At 65.8% G+C, this 20,338-nt stretch carries 21 protein-coding genes; 14 read left to right on the top strand and 7 right to left on the bottom strand.

Features of this window, described 5'->3' with window-relative positions:
- Nucleotides 1–99 precede the first annotated feature (99 nt).
- Nucleotides 100–930 (top strand): HAD family hydrolase, encoded by an 831-nt coding sequence (locus ATC04_RS00305; protein WP_047120626.1) that lies wholly within the window; start codon nucleotides 100–102, stop codon nucleotides 928–930.
- Nucleotide 931: 1 nt separating this feature from the next.
- On the opposite strand, the gene ATC04_RS00300 is transcribed toward ATC04_RS00305, so the two are convergent.
- The 3 genes from ATC04_RS00300 to ATC04_RS00290 all read right to left on the bottom strand — a co-directional run bounded on the left by ATC04_RS00300 (nucleotide 932) and on the right by ATC04_RS00290 (nucleotide 3,750).
- A complete protein-coding gene (locus tag ATC04_RS00300; protein WP_060616982.1) occupies nucleotides 932–2,386 on the bottom strand; it encodes an HNH endonuclease signature motif containing protein in 1,455 nt (484 codons plus the stop codon).
- 67 nt (nucleotides 2,387–2,453) lie between these two features.
- Nucleotides 2,454–3,056 (bottom strand): hypothetical protein, encoded by a 603-nt coding sequence (locus tag ATC04_RS00295; protein ID WP_047119024.1) that lies wholly within the window; start codon nucleotides 3,054–3,056, stop codon nucleotides 2,454–2,456.
- Between the two features lie 58 nt (nucleotides 3,057–3,114).
- Nucleotides 3,115–3,750, bottom strand: coding sequence for a membrane protein (locus tag ATC04_RS00290; protein ID WP_047119025.1), 636 nt, complete (start codon nucleotides 3,748–3,750; stop codon nucleotides 3,115–3,117).
- Between the two features lie 61 nt (nucleotides 3,751–3,811).
- On the opposite strand from ATC04_RS00290, the gene ATC04_RS00285 reads away from it, so the two are divergent.
- Complete coding sequence (locus ATC04_RS00285; RefSeq protein ID WP_047119026.1) at nucleotides 3,812–5,212, top strand: PLP-dependent aminotransferase family protein; 1,401 nt, start codon at nucleotides 3,812–3,814, stop codon at nucleotides 5,210–5,212.
- Here ATC04_RS00285 and ATC04_RS00280 read toward each other — a convergent pair whose 3' ends face one another.
- The gene (locus tag ATC04_RS00280; protein WP_047120719.1) at nucleotides 5,213–5,833 is read right to left on the bottom strand and encodes a hypothetical protein; all 621 of its coding nucleotides are present in this window, start codon (nucleotides 5,831–5,833) and stop codon (nucleotides 5,213–5,215) included.
- Between the two features lie 81 nt (nucleotides 5,834–5,914).
- On the opposite strand from ATC04_RS00280, the gene rmuC reads away from it, so the two are divergent.
- Nucleotides 5,915–7,117 carry a DNA recombination protein RmuC gene (gene rmuC / locus ATC04_RS00275; RefSeq protein ID WP_047119027.1) on the top strand — a complete coding sequence of 401 codons (1,203 nt, stop codon included), beginning with the start codon at nucleotides 5,915–5,917 and terminating at the stop codon, nucleotides 7,115–7,117.
- 380 nt (nucleotides 7,118–7,497) lie between these two features.
- Here rmuC and ATC04_RS19120 read toward each other — a convergent pair whose 3' ends face one another.
- The 3 genes from ATC04_RS19120 to ATC04_RS00265 form a co-directional block, all read right to left on the bottom strand.
- Entirely contained in the window at nucleotides 7,498–8,133 is a 636-nt protein-coding gene (locus ATC04_RS19120) for a hypothetical protein (protein ID WP_152666839.1), read from the bottom strand.
- Nucleotides 8,134–8,391: 258 nt separating this feature from the next.
- On the bottom strand, nucleotides 8,392–8,676 hold the full coding sequence (locus tag ATC04_RS19115) for a hypothetical protein (RefSeq protein WP_146956204.1): 285 nt from the start codon (nucleotides 8,674–8,676) through the stop codon (nucleotides 8,392–8,394).
- Between the two features lie 573 nt (nucleotides 8,677–9,249).
- Nucleotides 9,250–9,729: an inorganic diphosphatase gene (locus ATC04_RS00265; protein ID WP_047119029.1), complete on the bottom strand. Its 480-nt coding sequence runs from the start codon at nucleotides 9,727–9,729 to the stop codon at nucleotides 9,250–9,252.
- Between the two features lie 97 nt (nucleotides 9,730–9,826).
- Here ATC04_RS00265 and dacB point away from each other — a divergent pair, with 97 nt between their 5' ends.
- The 11 genes from dacB (at nucleotide 9,827) to ATC04_RS00210 (ending at nucleotide 20,322) form a co-directional block, all read left to right on the top strand.
- Complete coding sequence (dacB, locus tag ATC04_RS00260; RefSeq protein WP_052772355.1) at nucleotides 9,827–11,191, top strand: D-alanyl-D-alanine carboxypeptidase/D-alanyl-D-alanine-endopeptidase; 1,365 nt, start codon at nucleotides 9,827–9,829, stop codon at nucleotides 11,189–11,191.
- A 12-nt stretch (nucleotides 11,192–11,203) separates the two neighbouring features.
- Entirely contained in the window at nucleotides 11,204–12,127 is a 924-nt protein-coding gene (locus tag ATC04_RS00255; RefSeq protein ID WP_047119031.1) for a zinc-dependent metalloprotease, read from the top strand.
- Nucleotides 12,124–13,050: a tRNA lysidine(34) synthetase TilS gene (gene tilS, locus ATC04_RS00250; RefSeq protein WP_047119032.1), complete on the top strand. Its 927-nt coding sequence runs from the start codon at nucleotides 12,124–12,126 to the stop codon at nucleotides 13,048–13,050. The genes ATC04_RS00255 and tilS overlap by 4 nt, the downstream gene beginning before the upstream one ends.
- A 64-nt stretch (nucleotides 13,051–13,114) precedes the next feature.
- Complete coding sequence (gene hpt, locus ATC04_RS00245) at nucleotides 13,115–13,666, top strand: hypoxanthine phosphoribosyltransferase (RefSeq protein WP_047119033.1); 552 nt, start codon at nucleotides 13,115–13,117, stop codon at nucleotides 13,664–13,666.
- A 107-nt stretch (nucleotides 13,667–13,773) separates the two neighbouring features.
- Nucleotides 13,774–15,699: an ATP-dependent zinc metalloprotease FtsH gene (gene ftsH, locus ATC04_RS00240; RefSeq protein WP_047119034.1), complete on the top strand. Its 1,926-nt coding sequence runs from the start codon at nucleotides 13,774–13,776 to the stop codon at nucleotides 15,697–15,699.
- A gap of 9 nt (nucleotides 15,700–15,708) precedes the next feature.
- Complete coding sequence (gene folE / locus ATC04_RS00235) at nucleotides 15,709–16,287, top strand: GTP cyclohydrolase I FolE (RefSeq protein WP_047119035.1); 579 nt, start codon at nucleotides 15,709–15,711, stop codon at nucleotides 16,285–16,287.
- Nucleotides 16,288–16,293: 6 nt separating this feature from the next.
- Nucleotides 16,294–17,196, top strand: a complete 903-nt coding sequence (gene folP, locus ATC04_RS00230; RefSeq protein WP_047119036.1) for a dihydropteroate synthase — start codon at nucleotides 16,294–16,296, stop codon at nucleotides 17,194–17,196.
- Nucleotides 17,183–18,016 (top strand): 2-amino-4-hydroxy-6-hydroxymethyldihydropteridine diphosphokinase, encoded by an 834-nt coding sequence (folK, locus tag ATC04_RS00225; RefSeq protein ID WP_047119037.1) that lies wholly within the window; start codon nucleotides 17,183–17,185, stop codon nucleotides 18,014–18,016. The genes folP and folK overlap by 14 nt, the downstream gene beginning before the upstream one ends.
- A complete protein-coding gene (locus ATC04_RS00220; RefSeq protein ID WP_047119038.1) occupies nucleotides 18,013–18,486 on the top strand; it encodes a DUF3180 domain-containing protein in 474 nt (157 codons plus the stop codon). The genes folK and ATC04_RS00220 overlap by 4 nt, the downstream gene beginning before the upstream one ends.
- Nucleotides 18,467–18,952: a PH domain-containing protein gene (locus ATC04_RS00215; RefSeq protein WP_231735865.1), complete on the top strand. Its 486-nt coding sequence runs from the start codon at nucleotides 18,467–18,469 to the stop codon at nucleotides 18,950–18,952. Before ATC04_RS00220 ends, ATC04_RS00215 begins: the two co-directional genes overlap by 20 nt.
- Nucleotides 18,949–20,322, top strand: a complete 1,374-nt coding sequence (locus ATC04_RS00210; protein WP_047119040.1) for a PH domain-containing protein — start codon at nucleotides 18,949–18,951, stop codon at nucleotides 20,320–20,322. The genes ATC04_RS00215 and ATC04_RS00210 overlap by 4 nt, the downstream gene beginning before the upstream one ends.
- Nucleotides 20,323–20,338 lie beyond the last annotated feature (16 nt).

Below are 20,338 nucleotides of genomic sequence, written 5' to 3'. Positions count from 1 at the left end.
GGTTTACTTGTTTAAGGAACACTGCGCTTCACCCGAAGTTCACCTGTGCCTGTGCCACGGATCATCGCAATATTTCGCAGGTGATGGTTCACTGGGGACATGACAGTTTTAACTAGAACCGGCAACGATGACCGGTTGAATACACGAAAATTGATGATTTGCCTCGATGTGGACGGAACCATCGTCAACCACCGGGGACAGATGAGTGAGCGGGTACGCCGTTCCGCCCGCGACGTCGTCGGGCGCGGCCACGAGGTCGTCATTTCCACCGGACGCTCGCTGGGCGCGGCCCTTCCGATCGTCCGCGAACTGGGCATCGACCACGGATATGTCGTCGCCAGCAACGGCGGCGTCCTGGCGAAAATCACCGGCGAGGACGTCGACGTCTTCCATCGAGAAATTTTTGATCCGTCGCTGGCGTTGGCCGCCTTATGGCGTTCGCTGCCCAACGCCAAATACGCGCTGGAGAACGAACGCGGAGAATTCCTGTCCAGCGATGTTTTCACGGACGCAAGCTTCGGCGCCGAATCCCAGGTCGTGGACTTCGAGGAGCTGGTCAACAGCAAGGCAGTGCGCGTGGTGGTGTTTTCCACGGACGCCACCGCCGAGGACTTCGGCCAGGCGGTGCAGGGGCTTGGCCTCTCCGGCGTCACCTACTCGGTGGGCTGGACCGCTTGGCTGGATATCGCCGCCGAGGGAACCACCAAGGCCAGCGGCCTGGAACGCCTGCGCGCGATCCTGAAATTCGACACGGCCGACACTCTGGCCGTGGGCGACGGGCGCAACGACATCGAGATGCTCCAGTGGGCAGGGCTCGGCGTTGCCATGGGCCAGGCCCCGGACGAGGTCAAGGATGTCGCGGACGCGATTACCGACGGCGTAGATGACGACGGTTTGGCAGTGGTCCTCGAAGAGCTTCTGCAGCGATAGCCTACGGGTCGGGGTCTTCGAGGGGGTCTTCGAGTTCCTCCCGGGTCCAGGGTTTCCCGCGTACCCATTTGGACTGGGTGAGCAGGTCCGGGAACTGCCGGTGCCGGTACCCGGTCACCGGCGGGGCGACCGACCGGTAGTACGCCCCGGTGCCGGGGTTGATCCGGATCGAGTGGGAGAACTCCCCGACGGGCACTTCGACCCAGTTCGGCGATTCCTTGGCCTTGTTGCATAACGCGCAGCGTCCGTCGGCGTTCAGCACGTTGGTCGGGCCGCCGAGGTGGTGCTGGATGACGTGGTCGACTTCTTCGACCAGTCCGTCGCAGTAGGGGGTGCGGCAGTGCTTGTCGCGGATCTTGATGAATTCCTTGAGTCCGGGCGGGAAGGCGCGGGCGGTGGAGTCCATGGCGATCAGCTCGCTGTCGCCAGGGGCGGTGTAGAGCCGCTGGATGTCGGGGAAGGACTCGATGCGCAGGGCCAGGTCGTCGTGCGCGTCGGGGTAGTGGTGGAAGTAGTCCTCGTTGCGGATTTCCGCGCCGGCGATGAGTTCTCGGGCGTGCTGGGCGGGGATGTAGCCGTAGCCTTCGAGGTAGGCGGGGGTGCGGTCGCCGAGGAACAGGGTCTTGTCGGTCATGACCAGTTTGATGTTGAGGGCCAGGGGGAGTTTGTCGGGGTGCCCGGCGAGGGGGTAGGCGGTGAACAGGTCCGCCTGCAGTTGGGTGCGGGTGCGCGGGTCGCCGTGCTGGCGCAGCCGGCGGGATTCTTGGCGCAGGTGCTGTTGCAGGGCGGCGCCGGCGGCGAGGGGGAGTTTGCCGTTGACGCGGATGCAGTCGCGGTCCTTGGTGAAGCGCAGGTAGCGGTCGGTGCCCGCTTCCTTGATGCGGTAGGACTTGGTGTGGCTTTCGAACTGCAGGGTGTATTGGGTGACGGTTTCGCTGATCTGCTTGGGTCCCATGCCGTCGAACAGGTCCGGGGTGGCGCGGAAGTGGGTGTCGAAGGCGGTGCGGCGGGCGGCGTTGACGTCCTGCAAGGGGGTGAGGATGGCCATGGCCTGGGGTTCGGTGAGTTCCCCGAGGGCGAAGCGTTGGGCGAGGAAGGGGGTGTCTTCGGCGAGGATGCGGGCGTTGGCCAGGTAGGAGCGGTGGCCGCGGGGGTCGCGTTTGCGGGCCAGGGCGACGGTGCTGGCTGCTCCGCGGGTGAGGTCGTTGGCGTGGGTGCCGTTGTTCTCGTTGGTGCGGAAGACTTCTTTTTCCAGCTGGTGGGCGAGCATCGCTTTGAGGTAGTCGTAGCCGGCGGTCAGGGCGGTGAGTTCTTCGATGGCGGCGGCGCAGTCGGCGGTGCTGCCGCATTCGAGGGTGCGGGCGAGCTGGGTGGCCAGGGCGGTGAGCACCGCGGTGCATTCGGTGTGGACCGGTGGTACGGGCGGGCGGTGGCGTTGCTGCATTGCTTCGTACATGTGTTAATTGTACGGCGTTTAATCGAACTTGTATTCGAATATAGGTCAGGCTTTTCCTCAGGAAAAGCTAAAGGTTGTCCGCTAATTCCAGAAGGCGGGCAATGCCGGAGCGGGCTCCGAGCTCGTCGTTGTAGCCAGAGCGGAGAATTGCCGCGGACACCGCCTGCGGGGTGATGCCCAGCGTCTGGGCCACCGCCTTCTGTTGACCGCGCACCCCGGGGGTCAGCAGGTCGACCACAGCCCATTCAGACTCGCTGCGGGTGCGAATCGACTGCCCGAGCAGGCGCAGTAGCCCTTCGAGCTCGGCGTCCAGCTCGGCGTTGCCTGTGGAGACGCAGATCGGCACGCGTTCCCCGCGGTGTTCTGCCGCATCGAGAGCGCCCTGGGCCCGGCGTAGGGCCCTTCCGTCGACCTGGTCCGCTTCGGCGGGCACCGGTTCGTACAGCGCGCCGACGCCCAGCCCGATATGGCAGAAGTTCAGCCGGGCCGCGCGCAGGACTGCGTCGACGGCGGCATCGGCATCCGCGGGCACCCCCAGCAGCAGTTGGCCGCTGACGGCCGTGAACGCGGCGTGCGTGGATACCTGGGCCAGTTGGTGCCAGAGCGCCTCGCTGGCGGCGGCGACATCGGTGACCGAGCGGGGCCGGGGGCTGAGCGCAACGACAAACATGGCTTAAGTATTGCTTGTGAGGCCGGGTTTGTCGCGTATCCGAGATATATGGCGGAGGTCAGGCCCGCTGCGGCAGCCGCACGATGGTGAAGCGGAAGAACAGCTGGGTGGCCGGGCCGATGAGCAGCGCATAGGCCACGGTTCCCACTCCCACCGGGCCGCCCAGAACCCAGCCCAGTCCCAGCACCGACAGTTCAAGCACGGTGCGGATCAGCCGGATAGACTGCCCGGTGCGCAGGTGCAGTCCGGTCATCAGCCCGTCGCGTGGCCCGGGCCCGAGGTGGCTGCCGATGTACAGTGCGCCGCCCAGCCCGTTGACCAGGATCGCGGCGGCAACCGCCAGCACCTGCCAGCCCAGGCCGTCGATTGCGGGAAGGAAGCGCAGGAAGAAGTCCAACGCCAGGCCCAGATACAGCGTATTGGCGATGGTGCCAAGGCCGGGCCACTGCTTGAGTGGAATCCATGCCAGCAGCACCAGCGCCCCGACCAGGATCACGATGGCACCCAGCGACAGCGGCACGTGGTTCGCCAGGCCCAGATGCAGCACGTCCCACGGATCGACACCCAGCTGGGCGCGGATCAGCATCGCCATGGCCAGTGCGTAGAGCGTGAGCCCGGCAAAGAGGTTGGCCAGGCGCAGCGGGAGGCGTCCGGCGCTCAGCTGCTGGCGGGGAGTCAGGTTCGTGATGGTCATGTAGACAAGCTTCCGGTAAATTGGCCATGGAAAAAATAGCCAATTTTGAACTGGTGGATCCATGGGACGCATCACAGCCTCGGCGCTGGCCCGCATGCTGGGGGACCCGGACTCCTCGATGTCCGCGTACCGCTGGCTCTTCCTCGCGCTGCGCTCGCTCATCGCCAACGGCAGGATCCTGCACGGGACCGCGCTGCCCAGCGAACGCGACGCCGTGGCTGCCCTGGGGCTGAGCCGCACCACGGTCTCCCGCGCCTATGCCGAGCTGCGCGACTGCGGGTACGCCAGATCCCGCCGCGGCTCGGGCACCGTGGCCCAGCTTCCCGGCGGGCCGGTGGCCGGAGGCGCCGAACCGCTGCCGCTGGGCGGCTTCGGCCCGTTGCTCGGAAGCCAGGCCGTGGACCTGACCTGCGCGGCACCCAACGCGCCGGCCGGCATGCTGGAGCAGTTCGAGGCAGCGCTGCACGAGCTTCCGCGCTACGCAGCGGGCATGGGCTACTACCCGCTGGGCATCGAGCCGCTGCGCGCGGCGCTGGCGGAGTACTACACCCGGCGCGGGCTGCCGACCGGACCGGAGCAGATCATCGTGACCTCCGGGGCGCTGTCCGCCGTGGCCGCCGCCGGACGCGCGGTGCTCGGGCGCGGCCAGGGCGTGCTGGCCGAAACCCCGACCTACCCGAACTCGCTGCTGGCGTTGAAGGCCCACGGGGCCCGGACCGCCGCGGTGCCCATCGGGCCGCAGGGCTCGGACCTGGAGCAGATCGCCGCCGCGCTGGGCGAGGTGCGGCCCGCGGCCATGCTGTGCCTGCCTGATTTCCACAACCCGGTGGGCACGCTGCTGGATAACGCGGGGCGTCAGCGATGGGCCGCCGAGCTGGACCGGGCAGGCGCCGTGGGCATCATCGATGAGACCTGTGCCGAGCTGTGGCTGGATGACCGCCCGCAGGTGCTGCCGATGGCGGCGTTCTCCCCGAACCTGGTCACCGTGGGCAGCGCCAGCAAATCGCACTGGGGAGGGCTGCGCCTGGGCTGGTTGCGTGCCCCGCGCCACCTGGCCGCTGCGTTGGCCCGCGCCCGGATGAGCATGGATTTGGGCGCCCCGGTGCTCGAGCAGCTGGTGCTGGCCAACCTGATCTTCTCGGGGCAGACGTTGTCCGAAGCCACCCGCACCGCGCTGCGCGAAAACCGGGACTGGATGATCGGGGAACTGGGCCGCCTCCTGCCGGACTGGGAGCCGAACCGCCCGGCCGGCGGGCTGAGCCTGTGGTGCCACCTGCCGCAGCCGCGCTCCACTGCGCTGGCCCGACGGCTCAAGGCGGTGCTGCTGGCGCCCGGATCCACCTTCGCGGTCGAAGGCCACGGGCTGGAGCATTACCAGCGCCTGCCCTTCGCTCAGGACCGCGCCCAGCTGGAAGCAGCGCTGCCCGCCATCGCCGCGGCCTGGGAGCAAGTGGCCGTGTAGCTACAGGCTTGCCGCCACGAGTTCAACCGCTGCGAGCAGCTGTTCCATATCCCATGCGGAGGCCGGCGCGGCGGTGGAGGCCGCCCGCAGATCGGTTTCCCGCCCCACGCCCGCTTCCGTTCCGCCCGGACGCAGCGCGGGGACGTGGATGAACAGCGCCGGGACCGGTTGCGCGTAGGCCAGATAGGCGACGTGGTTGCAGACGAAACGTCCGGCATTCCGGGAAACCTGCGCGGCGAACCCGGCTGCGGCCAACAACGCGGTGATGCGCTGGGCATCGAGGCTCGATGGCAGCGACAATGGGCCGTCCGAGATGATCGCTGCAGCGCGGGGCCGGGCCCCGTCGTTGTCCGGGATCCGCGCATCGTCTTCGTTGGCGGCCCTGGCCTCGGGCGTCACTGCGGCACGTCCGCCGGCTTCGCCCACGCAGAGCAGCGCATCGGGTCGGTGCTCGGCAAGCAGCGCGGAGAGCGCCTTGCCCGAGCGGTCGAAGGAAACAGGCAGGATCGCGGTGGTCAGCCGGCGCCCGGCAATGCTGGTCGGAAGCGCCGACACCACCGCGCCGCTGGCGTTGAAATCATCGTTTCCGAAGGGCTCGAATCCGGTCACCAGAATGTGCATGGCACCCATTATGCCGAACTGTCGGTGGCGGCTGGTAGAGATTGAGTTGCTCTCCAGCCGGTTCAGGGAAGGTCCGTTTTCATGATGATTGCCGTTTTCATCCTAGTCATACTAAATATTCTTGCGACGGTATGCATTGCGCTGCTGCTGATCCGGCGTACCGGCGGCGTGGATGACCAGGTGATTCGGGAGGCCGTGCGGTCCACCCACGGCGAGCTGCGGCAGGATCTGAGCGCCCAGCGCAGCGAACTGCGCCAGACCCTCGGGCAGGTGCGCACGGAGATCGACGCGAAGCTCGGCGCGATGGCCGACGGCAACGCGCGGCGCCACCTGCAATTGCAGACGCTGATGCAGGAGCAGATGGACAAGCTGCGCGCCGGCAACGAAGCCAAGCTGGAGCAGATGCGCGAGACCGTGGACGAGAAGCTGCAGGGCACGCTGGAGAAGCGGCTCGGGGAGAGCTTCGAGCTGGTGAGCAAGCGGCTGGAAATGGTGCAGCAGGGGCTGGGCGAAATGCAGTCCCTCGCGCAGGACGTCGGCGGGCTCAAGCGCGTGCTGACCAACGTCAAAAGCCGCGGCACCTGGGGCGAGGTCCAGCTCGAGCGCCAGCTGGAGGACATCCTCACCCGGGACCAGTACGAGCAGAACGTCGCGATCGTGCCCGGAAGCCGAGAGGCCGTCGAATTCGCGGTCATCCTGCCCGGGCGCGAGGATGGCACCATCTACCTGCCCATCGACTCCAAGTTGCCGCAGGAGGACTACGAGCGGCTGCTCGACGCCCAGGAATCGGGCGACAAGGCGGCCGTCGAGCAGGCCAGCCGGGCGCTGGACAAGGCCATCATCGAGCAGGCCAAGCTGATTTCCGGCAAGTACATCGCCCCGCCGCACAGCACCGACTTCGCCATCATGTACCTTCCCACTGAAGGCCTGTTCGCCGAGGTGGTGCGCCGTCCGGGACTGGCCAGCAAGCTGCAGACCGAGCACCGCGTGCTGGTCACCGGTCCGACCACGCTGATGAGCCTGCTCAACTCGCTGCAGATGGGCTTCCGGACATTGGCCATCGAAAAGCGCAGCAGCGAGGTCTGGCAAGTACTGGCCGCCGCGAAAGACGAATTCCGCAAGTACGGGGATGTCTGGGACAAGCTGGGCAAGCAGCTTTCGGCCGCGCAGAACACCGTGCAGGCCGCCGGAACCCGAACCCGCGCCGTGGAGCGGACCTTGCGGGACGTGGAGTCAGTCAACGTTGAACCTACGACTTTGCCAGGAATAATGCCTGGAATTTAGTACGGTTTCATACATCGGGATCGACCGTGGATGATGGAACGCCAACGTCATACGTATTCGTCGAGAGTTTTGACGAGGTACCCCGTGATGATTCAAAACTAGGAGGGTCGCGCAGGCGGTGTTCCCCCCAGTGACCACCCGGTAGCTGTGTAGAAGAATCTCGCCTGGTAAAATGCCACGAGTCGTCGCCCAGAATGGCGCTAAAAGCCTTGCAAAAGATGCTCGCTATTCGTCAACCTATTTGGTGTCATTCGCCAGTGCGCTACCTGTATTTGCTGACCTGCGAGTCGAATGCACGACGGTCTCTGTGCAAAGCCGCCCGCGGATTTCAACGGTTGGCACGGGGTGACGAAATCACCTGAACAGGCTGTTCTCAGTTCTCAGATATACAGCCATATCACGCCACCGACGCAACTGATCGCCCCGGCGATGCCGATGCGTCGGATAACGAATTTGATGGTGTTTGCCGGAGTGGTGAGGTATCGAACAAGAGCTTCGAAACCCATTCCTCCTGCACCTCCGAATCCAAGGCACGCGCCAATGATTCTTTTTACCTCGGGGTGAAGAAGAGCAGCAGGTTGGGCAACGCCTATGCCAGAGATGCCCACGACCGGAGCATCTGCACCGGATGCAAGCTTTTCGATGACTCGACCTCTCTTGTCGAGGGTCAAGATTTCTCCGCTATCCATATAACGCATGGCGGCGACGCTGGTGGGGAGCTTTTGTTTACCTGCTGTTTCGCGTGAATGGTTGATAATTTTGAGCGTAGAGGGATCAATGGATTCACTGATTCCGGGCCCTAAGTTACTACCCAGGGAGATTGATGCTGGCGCCGACGTTCCAACAGTTTCACACGACAAGAAGGTATTGGGAGCCTCAATTGCGTGCACCGGCGCGGAAGTGACGTCTGTCGACTCAGCAGTCTTCTCGACGCCGAAACTTGCAGTCGGCGCAGTGACTAATAGTGTTGCAGCAAGTGCGGTTGAACTGAGCATCGTTACACTCTTTTTGAACACTTCGACTGTTTCCTTTGATTCAAGAAGTGGCTGCGCAGAGTGATGTAGGTTGGCGTGACGAGAGTTTGATTCAACGCAACGGCTAGAACCGATTAACTTAATCTATTTGCGAATAATACTAAAACTACTCGAAACCAATCATATAAAAGTATGATTGATTAAAATGCTAGAAACAGAGGCGTAATATTTGAATAACGTGTAACCGCAAGATCAGTTGTGCATTTTCTGACTTGAGCCCAAACTCGATGAGGTGGCGGTCTACCTGTTGCTGCCATTATTCGGCGGGCTACTTCGCACATGGATGCGCTCGGCGATCAAAGTGCTCACGAGCAGCGATCCGAAGCCGCACAACGCTGGAATGTAGGCAGCAAACCCGGAAAGGGGCGAGAGTAACCAAGTGAATAACGCGAAGACTGCAACGGAGACGATGAAGCAGATGAGGAACGAGCCCCATTTCGTCCGCTCGCTTACTCCGTGCCAGAGCGGCAAAGTATCTTGAGATGATTCGCCGGACAAGCCAAGCCAGGATGAAAATTTAGTCATTATGAAAGATCCTCTCGGCAAGGGGATATACATACAAGAAGATTAGATACTATCTGTTAGCATCACTTTCACAGTACGGTTCAAGTTGAGCATTGCGCAATCATACTTTTGACTAACTAGGACGTCTGGCCGGCAGTGTGGCATGTGGCGGAATACGTCAAAGTTTCAACGATCGCATAAGGCGGAAAGATGAAACCGAGCCCGTCACTAGCGCGACAATTCATGACCTGATGCCATCGGGTTCCATAGAAGCGGGCGTTCCGGAAATCCATCGTTTGGCCATGCATTTAGGTTGCTAATGACCCATGTAAGAACTTCAGTGGCATCGCATCATGCTTGACAGATTCGAACACTGCTGAGGAGGGGCCTGAAGCAATGGAAGTCGAGGGGTTTGATCCCGGGTGTCGTCGCCTATGAAAATCCTTGCAAGGACTCATGCGGCGATGACAGTTTTCGGTGTCTTGTTGGGGCGTGGCCATGTACAAGTTGATTCGCCCAACTTAAGAGTACGGGAGCATGAGAAATCGGGAAAAAGAATGGCGGCAACCAAGTGGTTGCCGCCATTCGTAGCACTTAGGCCTTGAAGCGCTCGATGGAGCGAGCCAGCTCGGCTTCGGCGGCCTCGCGGCCCTCCCAGCCCTCAGCCTTAACCCACTTGCCTGGCTCCAGGTCCTTGTAGCGGGTGAAGAAGTGCTCGATCTCCTTGATCAGCCACTCGTCGATGTCCTCGAGCTCCTTGATGTGGTCAAAGCGCTTGTCCGAAGGAACGCACAGCAGCTTGGCATCTCCGCCGCCGTCGTCGGTCATGTTGAACACGCCGATCGGGCGGGCCTCAACCACAACACCCGGGATCAGGTCGACGCCCGGGATGTACACCATGGCGTCCAGCGGATCGCCGTCTTCGCCCAGGGTGTCGTCGAAGTAGCCGTAGTGGGTTGGGTACTGCATCGAGGTGAACAGCACGCGGTCCAAACGCAGACGGTGGGTCTCGTGGTCGATCTCGTACTTGACGCGCGATCCGGTAGGGATCTCGATGGTCACGTCGTGGCTCATGAAAAGCACACTCCTAAACTAGTCTTAGGGTTATCCGCCCTTAAGCGTATCGCCCCCGGGCGCTGCCTTGATAAACCCGCGAAAGGAATGTCACCGCATGAACACCGCCGCCCGTCGCGTGATCACACTGGGCGCGGCCGTGGTTGCGGTGGTGGGCATGGTGCTGGCCATGCTGTTCGCACCGCGTTTTTTCACCGGTGAACCTGAAGCCTTCTACACCCCAGCCAGCGCGCAGATTGCGGAAAACGCCCCAGTCACCGTGCAGGACCTGAACCCGGATGCGGTCATGCCGGACACCGCCGTGTTCACCGCCCAGCTGGACGCGATCCTGGCGGACCAAGGTGATGGAACGAAGTTCACCGCCCAGGTGGTGGATGTCGCGACCGGCACAGTGCTTTATGACAAGAACTCGACCGCCAACGGCACCCCTGCCTCCAGCCTGAAGGTGGTCACCGCCCTGGCGGCCGTGGATGTGCTGGGCGCCGACACCCAGCTGGCCACCAGTGTTTGGCTGGACGGGGACACCCTGGTGCTGCGCGGCGGGGGAGATGTGCTGCTGGGCGACGGCGCCTCGGATCCGTCCTCCACCAAGGGCTACGCGGGACTCGCAACGCTGGCCGAAAAGACGGCCGCCGAGCTGGAAAAGCGCGGTGTGGACTCCGTGAAGCTGTGGCTGGACGACTCGCTGTTCGGCACCGCGCAGTCCAACCCGGACTGGGACAAGTCCCTGTTCACCTCGAACAACATCGCGCCGGTCTACCCGCTGGCGCACTATGCGGGCCGTTCGAGCGAGAACCTCGCCTCCCCGTATCAGCAGGATTCGGCGCAACAGGCGCGCCAGGTATTCGCCGCCGCGCTGGGTTCCTCGGTCACGGTGGCGCAGGGCGGGCGCGGTGCCTACGAGGGCGGCGAGCAGGTCGCCGAGGTGCGCTCGGCCCCGCTGCGCGACGTCGTCAAGCACATGCTGCTGGTCTCGGACAACTACATCGCCGAGACCCTGGGCCGGCTGGTGGCCCTGGCCGAGGGGCTCCCTCCGGAACAGGCAGGGCCCGCGGTAGCCAAGGCCGCAGGGGAGCACGGCGCCCAGGGCCTGGCGCTGTCCGACGCCAGCGGGCTGGCCGCTGCCAACCAGATTTCGCCCGCGGCGTTGACCACGGTGCTGCGCTCGGCGGCCACCAGCGGCAAGGCTGGACTGCGCGAGCTGGTCTACTCGCTGCCGGTGGCCGGATACAACGGCACGCTGAGGCAGCGGCTGGGCGGCGACGCGACCCTGGGAATGGTCCGCGCTAAAACCGGTTCGCTGACCGGGGTGGCCACGCTGACCGGCATGACGCCGACTAAGGACGGCAGGCTGCTGGCCTTCTCCATCTTCGCCAACCAGCCGGACGGAACGCTCGCACCGCACAAGCCAATCATCGACCAGGCAGTCACCGCCATCCGCGGCTGCGGCTGCCGGACATAGTCAGGAGCACGCATGAAGCAATTCATTGACTGGGACGTCGCTGTCGGAACCGCCAAGACCCTGATGCCGGCCGGCCCGGCCATCGACGGACGGCAGGCGGCGCGGATTATCGAGGAGCTGCGCATCGCCGGCGGCCAGGGCCTGGTCGAAGCGGAGAAGATCTCCCTGCTGAGCTCTACCGCGCCATCCCAGACCCTCGTGGTGGACCGCGCCGGCTGGGCCAAGGCGGTCAGCCAGAACTTCGCGGCGATGCTCCCGGAGGGTATCGACGCCCCGGGCGCGGTGCCGCTGGTCGCCGGCGCCGAGCTCGGCGCGGTGCTCGCGGTGCTCGGCACCCGTGTACTGGGCCAGTTCGACCCGTTCGTCGGCCCCCGGCTGCTGCTCAACGCCCCGACCATCACCCAGCTGCGCGGCGAACTGAACCTGAACGCCAAGGACTTCTACCTGTGGATCGCCACCCATGAGCAGACCCACCGACTGCAGTTCGAGCATGCGCCGTGGATTCCCGGGGTCATGAAGCAGACCCTGGCCGAGGTGTTCGAGCCGCTGCGCGGCACCACGCATTCGATCAACGACCTCGGTTCCAAGCTCAAGGCCATGAAGTCGGAGGTCAGCGAGCTGACCAGCATCATGTCGGTGCTGGAGGGTCACGCCATGGTGGTGATGAACGACGTGAAGTCCATCGGCACCATCAAGACCATCCGCCGCCGCTTCGAGGCGCGCGGGGAGAACCGTTCGGCGCTGGCCACCCTGGTTGGCAAGCTGCTGGGCATGGAGGCCAAGGCGCTGCAGTACAAGCGCGGGGCGAAGTTCGTGCGCCACCTGGTCGACGAGATGGGCTACGAAGGCTTCAACACGATCTTCAGCGAACGCGAGCTGTTTCCCAGCGCCAAGGAGCTGGACCACCCCGAACGCTGGCTGGCCCGCACCCGATGAGCCGCGCCATTGACCGGGCGCGCCACGCGGTCGCCGCGGCGGCGCCCACCGGACTGAGCTTGGCCGCGGTTTCCGGCGGGGCGGATTCGCTGGCCCTGGCGGTCGCCGCCAGCCAGCTGCCCGGGGACTTCGGGGCGGTCATCGTGGACCACGGGCTGCAGGCCGGCAGCGCCCAGGTCGCGGTCCGGGCGGCAGGGCAGTGCCGCGAACTCGGGCTGGAGCCGGTGCTGGTGCTGCGGGTGGACACCCGCCCCGACGAGGCCTCGGCCCGCACCGCCCGCTACGAAGCCTTCGACCGGGCGCTTCAATCCACCGGAGCGCAGCGCATCCTGCTCGGGCATACCCGGGACGACCAGGCCGAACAGGTGCTGCTGGGGCTGCTGCGCGGCTCCGGCACGCGGTCGCTGGCCGGCATGCCGGCGGTGCGCGGGGCCTACGCGCGCCCGCTGCTCGACCTGAGCAGGCAGGACACCGAGCAGATCTGCGCCGGCGCCGGGCTGGAGTACTGGGAGGATCCCAGCAATACGGACACCTCCTACCGCCGCAACCTGGTGCGCAGCGAGATCCTTCCCTACCTGCGCGGACAGCTGGGCGAACACATCCCGCAGGCGCTGGCGCGCACCGCGCAGCTTGCCGCGGCGGACGCCGACGCGCTGGACCAGTGGGCCGGCCGGGCCTGGGCCGAGCACGGGACCAACCTGAAGTCGCTGGCGGCCCTGCCCCCGGCCGTGGCCTCCCGGGTGCTGCGCCTGGCGGCCGCCGATGCAGGCGCCAGGAACCTCGGCCGGGAGCGAACAGCGGCCCTGTGCGCTTTGGCCGGGGTCGGCACCGAAAAGTCCAAATCAGCCGGGCCAGTGCAGTTGGAGGGGAAAATCAGCGCCTACCGCCGGAGCCCGGTGATTGTTTTCACCGACTCGCGCTAAGCAACCACCGGTGAAATGTGGCACTCTAGGTAGGTACCACACCTCTAGAATCAGGAGAACCCTCGTGGATTCCAATGCCGTCAAGGCCGATCTGACACACGTTCTGTACACCAAGGAAGAAATCCAGGCCCGCGTCGAAGAACTGGCAGCGCAGATCGACAAGGACTACCAGGGTCGCGACATCCTCGTCGTCGGCGTGCTGAAGGGCGCGGTCATGATCATGGCCGACCTGGTGCGCGCACTTGATTCCCACGTGAGCATGGACTGGATGGCCGTGTCCTCCTACGGTTCCGGCACCCAGTCCTCCGGCGTGGTACGCATCCTGAAGGACTTGGACTCGGACCTCATGGGCAAGCACGTGCTCATCGTCGAGGACATCATCGATTCGGGCCTGACCCTGTCCTGGCTCAAGGCGAACCTGGAGTCGCGCGGCCCGGCCAGCGTCGAGATCTGCGCGCTGCTGCGCAAGCCCGCAGCCGCCAAGGTCGAGATCGACGTGAAGTACGTCGGCATGGATATTCCCAACGAATTCGTCGTCGGGTACGGTCTGGACTACGCGGAGAAGTACCGCAACCTTGACTGCGTGGGCACCCTTGCCCCGCACATCTACGAGTAGGGAACTTTTCGCGCCGGCCGGGCGTTGAGAAGAATCGAAGGTGGCGTGCCCCGGACGCCATGACAGCGGGTGAGGGAGATGCGTAGGGCGCGGGACCCGGCGGATCAATGAAAACAAAGAAGCTATTTAACAGCTGGATCATTTGGGTTCTCGTGGGCGTCGTTGCAGTCGTCCTGTTCCTGCCGATGGTTTTCGGCAACAACACGGCGAAGATCGACACTTCGCAGGGCCTGCATGAGCTGTCCAGCGGCAATGTGACCCAGGCGAAGATCTTCGACGGAGACCAGCGCGTGGACCTGACGCTGCGCAACGCCCTGACCGTCGACGGCGTCGAAAAGGGCACCAGCGTCAGCTTCTTCTACTCCTCGGCCCGCGCCGTGCAGGTGGTCGACGCGATCAACGACGCGAAGCTGGACAAGTTCACCGACCAGCCGGTGGAAAGCAACTGGCTGCTGTCGATGCTCGGCGTGATCGTGCCGTTCCTGCTGATCGCCGGCATCTTCTGGTTCATCCTCGCCCGCTCCCAGGGCGGCGGCTCCAAGGTCATGCAGTTCGGCAAGTCCAAGGCGAAGCTGATCACCAAGGACATGCCGCAGGTGACCTTCAAGGACGTCGCCGGCGCCGACGAGGCAGTGGAGGAGCTCCACGAAATCAAGGAGTTCCTGCAGGAACCTGCGAAGTTCCAGGCCGTGGGCGCCAAGATCCCCAAGGGCGTGCTGCTCTACGGCCCTCCGGGCACCGGCAAGACCCTGCTGGCCAAGGCAGTGGCCGGCGAGGCCCAGGTGCCGTTCTACTCGATCTCCGGCTCGGACTTCGTCGAGATGTTCGTCGGAGTGGGCGCCTCGCGCGTTCGCGATTTGTTCGAGCAGGCCAAGAACAACTCCCCGGCCATCATCTTCGTCGACGAGATCGACGCGGTGGGCCGCCACCGCGGCGCCGGCATCGGCGGCGGCAACGACGAGCGCGAGCAGACGCTGAACCAGCTGCTGGTGGAAATGGACGGCTTCGACGCCACCACCAACGTCATCCTGATCGCCGCGACCAACCGTCCGGACGTGCTGGATCCGGCGCTGCTGCGCCCGGGCCGCTTCGACCGCCAGATCCCGGTGGAGGCGCCGGATCTGAAGGGCCGCGAAGACATCCTGAAGGTGCACGTCAAGGGCAAGCCGATGGATGCCACGGTGGATTTGAACGCGGTGGCCAAGAAGACCCCGGGCTACACCGGCGCCGACTTGGCCAACGTGCTCAACGAGGCCGCGCTGCTAACCGCCCGCTCGAACGCCAACCTGATCGACGACCGCGCGCTGGACGAGGCCATCGACCGCGTGATGGCCGGCCCGCAGAAGCGCACCCGCCTGATGGACGAGCACGAGCGCAAGGTCACCGCCTACCACGAGGGCGGCCACGCGCTGGTCGCCGCGGCGATGAACCAGACCGCGCCGGTCACCAAGATCACCATCCTGCCGCGCGGCCGCGCCCTGGGCTACACGATGGTCGTGCCGGAGTCGGACAAGTACTCGGTGACCCGCAACGAGCTGCTGGACCAGATGGCCTACGCCATGGGCGGGCGCGTCGCGGAGGAGATCGTGTTCCACGACCCGTCCACCGGAGCCAGCAACGACATCGAGAAGGCCACCGCCACCGCGCGCAAGATGGTCACCGAATACGGCATGAGCGAGAAGGTCGGTGCGGTGCGCCTGGCCAGTTCCGCCGCCGAGCAGCAGATGGGCACCGGGGCGCGCGAGTACTCCGACGAGATGGCCCACCTGGTCGACGAAGAGGTGCGCCAGCTCATCGAGGGCGCGCACAACGACGCCTACTGGGCGCTGACCACCAACCGCCACGTGCTCGACCGCCTGGCCCTGGCCCTGCTGGAACGCGAGACGCTGAACCAGAAGGAGATCGCGGAGATCTTCTCGGACCTGGTGAAGATCGACAAGCGTGTGGTGTGGCTATCCAACGACGAGCGCCCGGTGCACCCCGAAGGCCCGGTGTTAAGCCCCAAGGAGCGCGCAGCGCAGTCGACCGACTAGGATCGAAGCGTGACTGAAGAAAATCTGATCGACCAGCCGCGCATCGCGGCAGCCGTGCGCGAAATCCTGTTGGCCATCGGCGAGGACCCGGACCGCGACGGCCTGCAGGACACCCCCAAGCGGGTGGCCAAGGCCTACGCGGAATTCTTCGCCGGGCTGCACCAGCGTCCCGAAGAGCACCTGTCCACCACCTTCGACATCGAGCACGACGAGATGGTGCTGGTGAAGGACATCGCGTTCTACTCGACCTGCGAGCACCACCTCGTGCCGTTCTACGGCCGCGCCCACATCGGGTACATCCCGGGCAAGGGCGGCAAGGTCACCGGCCTGTCCAAGCTGGCCCGGCTGGTGGAGGTCTTCGCCCGCCGCCCGCAGGTGCAGGAACGGCTGACCACGCAGATCGTGGACGCCCTGGTCGAGCACCTGAACCCCTCCGGCGCGATCGTCGTCGTCGAATGCGAACACATGTGCATGTCGATGCGCGGCGTGCAGAAGCCGGGCGCGAAGACCGTGACCAGCGCGGTCCGCGGCCAGCTGCGGGAAACCGCCACCCGCGCCGAAGCAATGAGCCTGATTCTCGGAAGGTAACCCCCTATGTCTCTTGGAGCAATCCCGGGCACCGGTCCGGCCACCAGCCCGTTGACCGTGATCCGCAAGATCAAGCAGAAAACCTTTGCCGACCTGCCGACCGACCGCACCCTGGTCATGGGCATCCTGAACGTCACCGAGGACTCCTTCTCCGACGGAGGCGCCTACCTGCAGCGCGAGGCAGCCATCGCGCAGGGCCTGAAGCTGCTCTACGCCGGCGCCGACATCATCGACGTGGGCGGGGAATCCACCCGCCCCGGCGCCGCCGCGGTGGACCCGGAGATCGAGCAGGAGCGCATCCTGCCGGTCATCGAGGCGCTGGTCAAGGCCGGTGCGGTGGTCTCCGTGGACACCATGCACGTGGACACCGCCCGAGCGGCCATCGCCGCCGGCGCGCACCTGATCAACGACGTCTCCGGGCTGACCTACGAGCCAGGCATGCCGGAGCTGATCGCGCTCACCGGTGTTCCCTACGTGCTGATGCACCGCCGCGGCACCGCGCAGAACATGGTCACCCAGGCCAACTACCAGGATGTGGCAGCCGAGGTGCTGGCCGAGCTGCGCGCGCTGCGCGACGACTTCGTGGCCCGCGGCGTGAAGCCCGAGCAGATCATCCTGGATCCGGGGCTTGGCTTCGCCAAGGACGCCGCGCACAACTGGGCGCTGCTCAAGAGCCTGCAGGCCTTCGAGGACCTGGGCCACCGCGTGCTGGTCGGCACCAGCCGCAAGCGCTTCCTGGGCGAGCTGCTGGCCGAGGGCGGCGCTGCGCGCGAACCGCTGGGCCGCGACGCGGCGACCCTGGCCACCACCGTGCTCGCGGCCGCCGACGGCGCCTGGGCGGTGCGCGTGCATGACGTGCAGGGATCGCGCGACGCCCTGAAAGTCGTGAAGGCCCATGGACCGAATTAGCATTTCCGGGATTTCCGCGATCGGCTACCACGGCGTTTTCGACTTCGAAAAGCGCGACGGGCAGAGCTTCGTCGTCGACGTGGTGCTGCACGTGGACATCTCCCGCGCGGCGGCCAGCGACAACGTCGCCGACACCGTGCACTACGGCGAGGTCAGCGAGCTGGTGGTCGCCCAGATCCAGGCCGGTCCCTGGGACCTGATCGAGAAGCTCGGCAGCGAGATCGCCGAGGCGATCCTGGCCGCCTACCCGACCGTGGCCACCGTGGAGGTCGTGGTGCACAAGCCGCAGGCGCCGATCCCGGTGCCGTTCAGCGACGTGAGCATTTGCCTGGTCCGCCACCAGACGCTGCACACCGCGGTCATCGCGCTGGGCGCCAACCTGGGCGACCCGCAGGCCACGCTGGCCGCCGCCGTGGCCGAGCTCGGCGAGGAAGTCCAGATCCTGAAGGTCTCCCCGCTGGCTGTCACCAAGCCCGTGGGCGGCCCGCCGGACCAGCCGGACTACACCAACCAGGTCATCGAGGTGCGCACGCAGCGCTCCCCGCATGAGCTGCTGGATCTGTGCCAGCGCATCGAGGCCGCGCACCACCGCACCCGCGAGGTGCGCTGGGAGGCGCGCACGCTGGATCTGGACCTGATCACCTACGACCACCTGGTGCTCGAGGACCCGAGGCTGACGCTGCCGCATCCGCGCGCCGCCATCCGTGGCTTCGTGCTGGCCCCGTGGAGCTGGATGGACCCGGACGCCGTGCTCGGCGGCCAGCTGGTCTCCCGGCTCGCGCAGCAGGCGGCGGACACCAAGGACATCATCCGGCTATGACCCGGCTGAAGGTTCTCTCGCTGGTGTGGTGCACCCTGCTCGGGGCGGTCCTGGGCTGGGTGGCGCTGCGCCTGTTCGTCGCGGCGGGGCATTCAACCCCGGTGCTGGACTACACGGCGCTGTATTCGCTCGGCGCGGTGTGCGCGGTGGTGCTGTTCCTGGGCATCCGGGTCAAGCGCTCGACCCTGGGCAAGGCCCACTTCGACGCGATCGCCGCGGCCCGCACCCTGGTGCTGGCCCAGGCGGCGGCCTACGCCGGCGCGCTGATCACCGGCTGGCATCTGCCGGCGCTGGTCAACCTGTGGGTGAACGCCGGCGCCTCGCCGAGCCTGACCCGCGCCATCGTGCTGGCCGGAGCCGGCCTGTTCATGGTGGTCATCGGGTATGTCGTGCAGCACCTTTGCAAACTTCCACCCGAAGATCCGGAGGACAATACCGATGGAATCGCCGATGGAACGGTCACCGAATGACTTCCGGCCGGTCGCTCCCGAATACTTCACCGTCAAGCTGATCGGCTGGGCGCTGAACACCGCCCTGTACCTGCTGATCGCGCTGGTGCCGCTGATCCTGCGGCTGTTCGGCGTGCAGACCCCGAACTGGCTGGCCATCGCGCCGCCGCTGGCGGTGCTGCTCGTCGCCCTGCTGGTGCTACGCCTGCTGCGCCGCCGAGTGCGGGCGCTGGGCTACCTGGAGCGCGAGGAGGATCTCGTGGTGCGCTCCGGGGTGATGTGGCGCAAGCAGCTGGTCATCCCCTACGGGCGCATGCAGTACGTGGAAGTCACCAGTGGTCCGCTGGAACGCAAGTACGGGCTGTGCAAGCTCACCTTGAACACCGCCTCCGGCTCCGCCACCGCAGTGATCCCCGGCCTTGGGCAGCGCACCGGCGAAGACCTGCGCGAACGGCTGAGCGCCGCGGGCGAAGCGAAGATGTTATGACCGACCAGTGGCAGCGGGTCCATCCGGCCAGCCCGTTTGTGCGCGGCTGGGTGGCCATCGTGGGCCTGGCCTACATCTACTGGCAGAACACCAATGACCTGACGCTGGCCGAGCGGCTCAGCGGCGAAAGGCTGCGCTGGACCGTGGTCATCGGTGCGGGAGCGCTGCTGGTGGTGCTCGTGTTCTACGCCCTGTCCTGGTATTTCACCCGCTACATGATCACCCCGAGCCACGTGTACGTGAACTCCGGGATGATCTTCCGCAGCCAGAAGCAGGCGCGCATCGACAGGGTGCAGGGAATCGAGGTGGCGCAGCCGCTGGTGGCCCGGCTCCTGGGCCTGGCCGAACTGCACTTCGACGTGGCCGACGGCAGCCAATCCATGCTGCGGCTGTCCTTCCTGCGCAAGGCCGACGCGCAGCAGCTGCGCGCGCTGATCCTGGACCGGGCGCACGCAGCCCGGGGAGGCCAGGCGCAGCCGGACGTGCCGGAAACGGAACAAGCTCCCCACGACGTCGCACCGGCCGGTGCCGCGCCGGAGACCGGTGTGCTGATGGCCAAGGTGCCCCACGGCAGGCTGCTCGCCTCCCTGTTCCTGCGCATGCCCACCGTCATCGGCCTGCTCAGCGCGCTGGCCCTGGGCATCATGACGCTCAGCGGCATCGGCGGCATGGTGGCCGGCTTGATCCCGGCGCTGCTGGCCTTTGGCGGCTGGTTCTACAAGGAGCTGAACAACTCCTGGAACTTCAGCGCCGCGGCCACGGACACCGGGCTGCGCGTCAGCCGCGGCCTGGCCGACACCCGCCAGCAGTCCATCCCCGCAGGCCGCGTCCAATCCATCCAAGTCACTTCCCCGGCCCTGTGGCGGCTGCTGGGCTGGTACCGCGTCGAGGTCAACGCGCTGGGCGTCGGCTCGCAGGAGGAGGCCCAGAACCTGCTGGTGCTGCCGGTCGGGGACTTCGACGCGGTTGCCCGGGTCATGGGCATCCTGTTGCCGGACTTCGGGGTGGAGAACCAGCGCAAGGTGCTGTTCACCGCGATCAACTCCGGAGGCGAGGAGCACGGATTCACGCTGTCCCCGCAGCGGGCCAGGCCGCTGTCACCGGGGGCGTGGAAAAACCAGGGGTTCCTGGCCACCGACACCACAGTGATTACCCGCTACGGCTGGCTCGCCCGGGTCACCGCCTTCACCGCGCACAACCGGGTGCAGGGCCTGATGCTGCGCCAGGGCCCGCTGGAGCGCCGCCGGCAGCTGGCGGGGCTGCGCATCTACAGCGCCGGCGGCACTGTCACCGGCTACATACAGCAGGTGGATGCCCAAATCGCTGGTAAGTTCTTTGAGGAACAATCCCGCCGCATCGCCGGCAGGTAATTTTTCGTCGCGGAAG

This window comes from Arthrobacter sp. YC-RL1 (genome assembly GCF_001454985.1).
GTDB lineage: Bacteria > Actinomycetota > Actinomycetes > Actinomycetales > Micrococcaceae > Glutamicibacter > Glutamicibacter soli.
The sequence above is the reverse complement of the archived record's forward strand: the minus strand, read 5'-3'. Positions and strand labels throughout refer to the sequence as shown.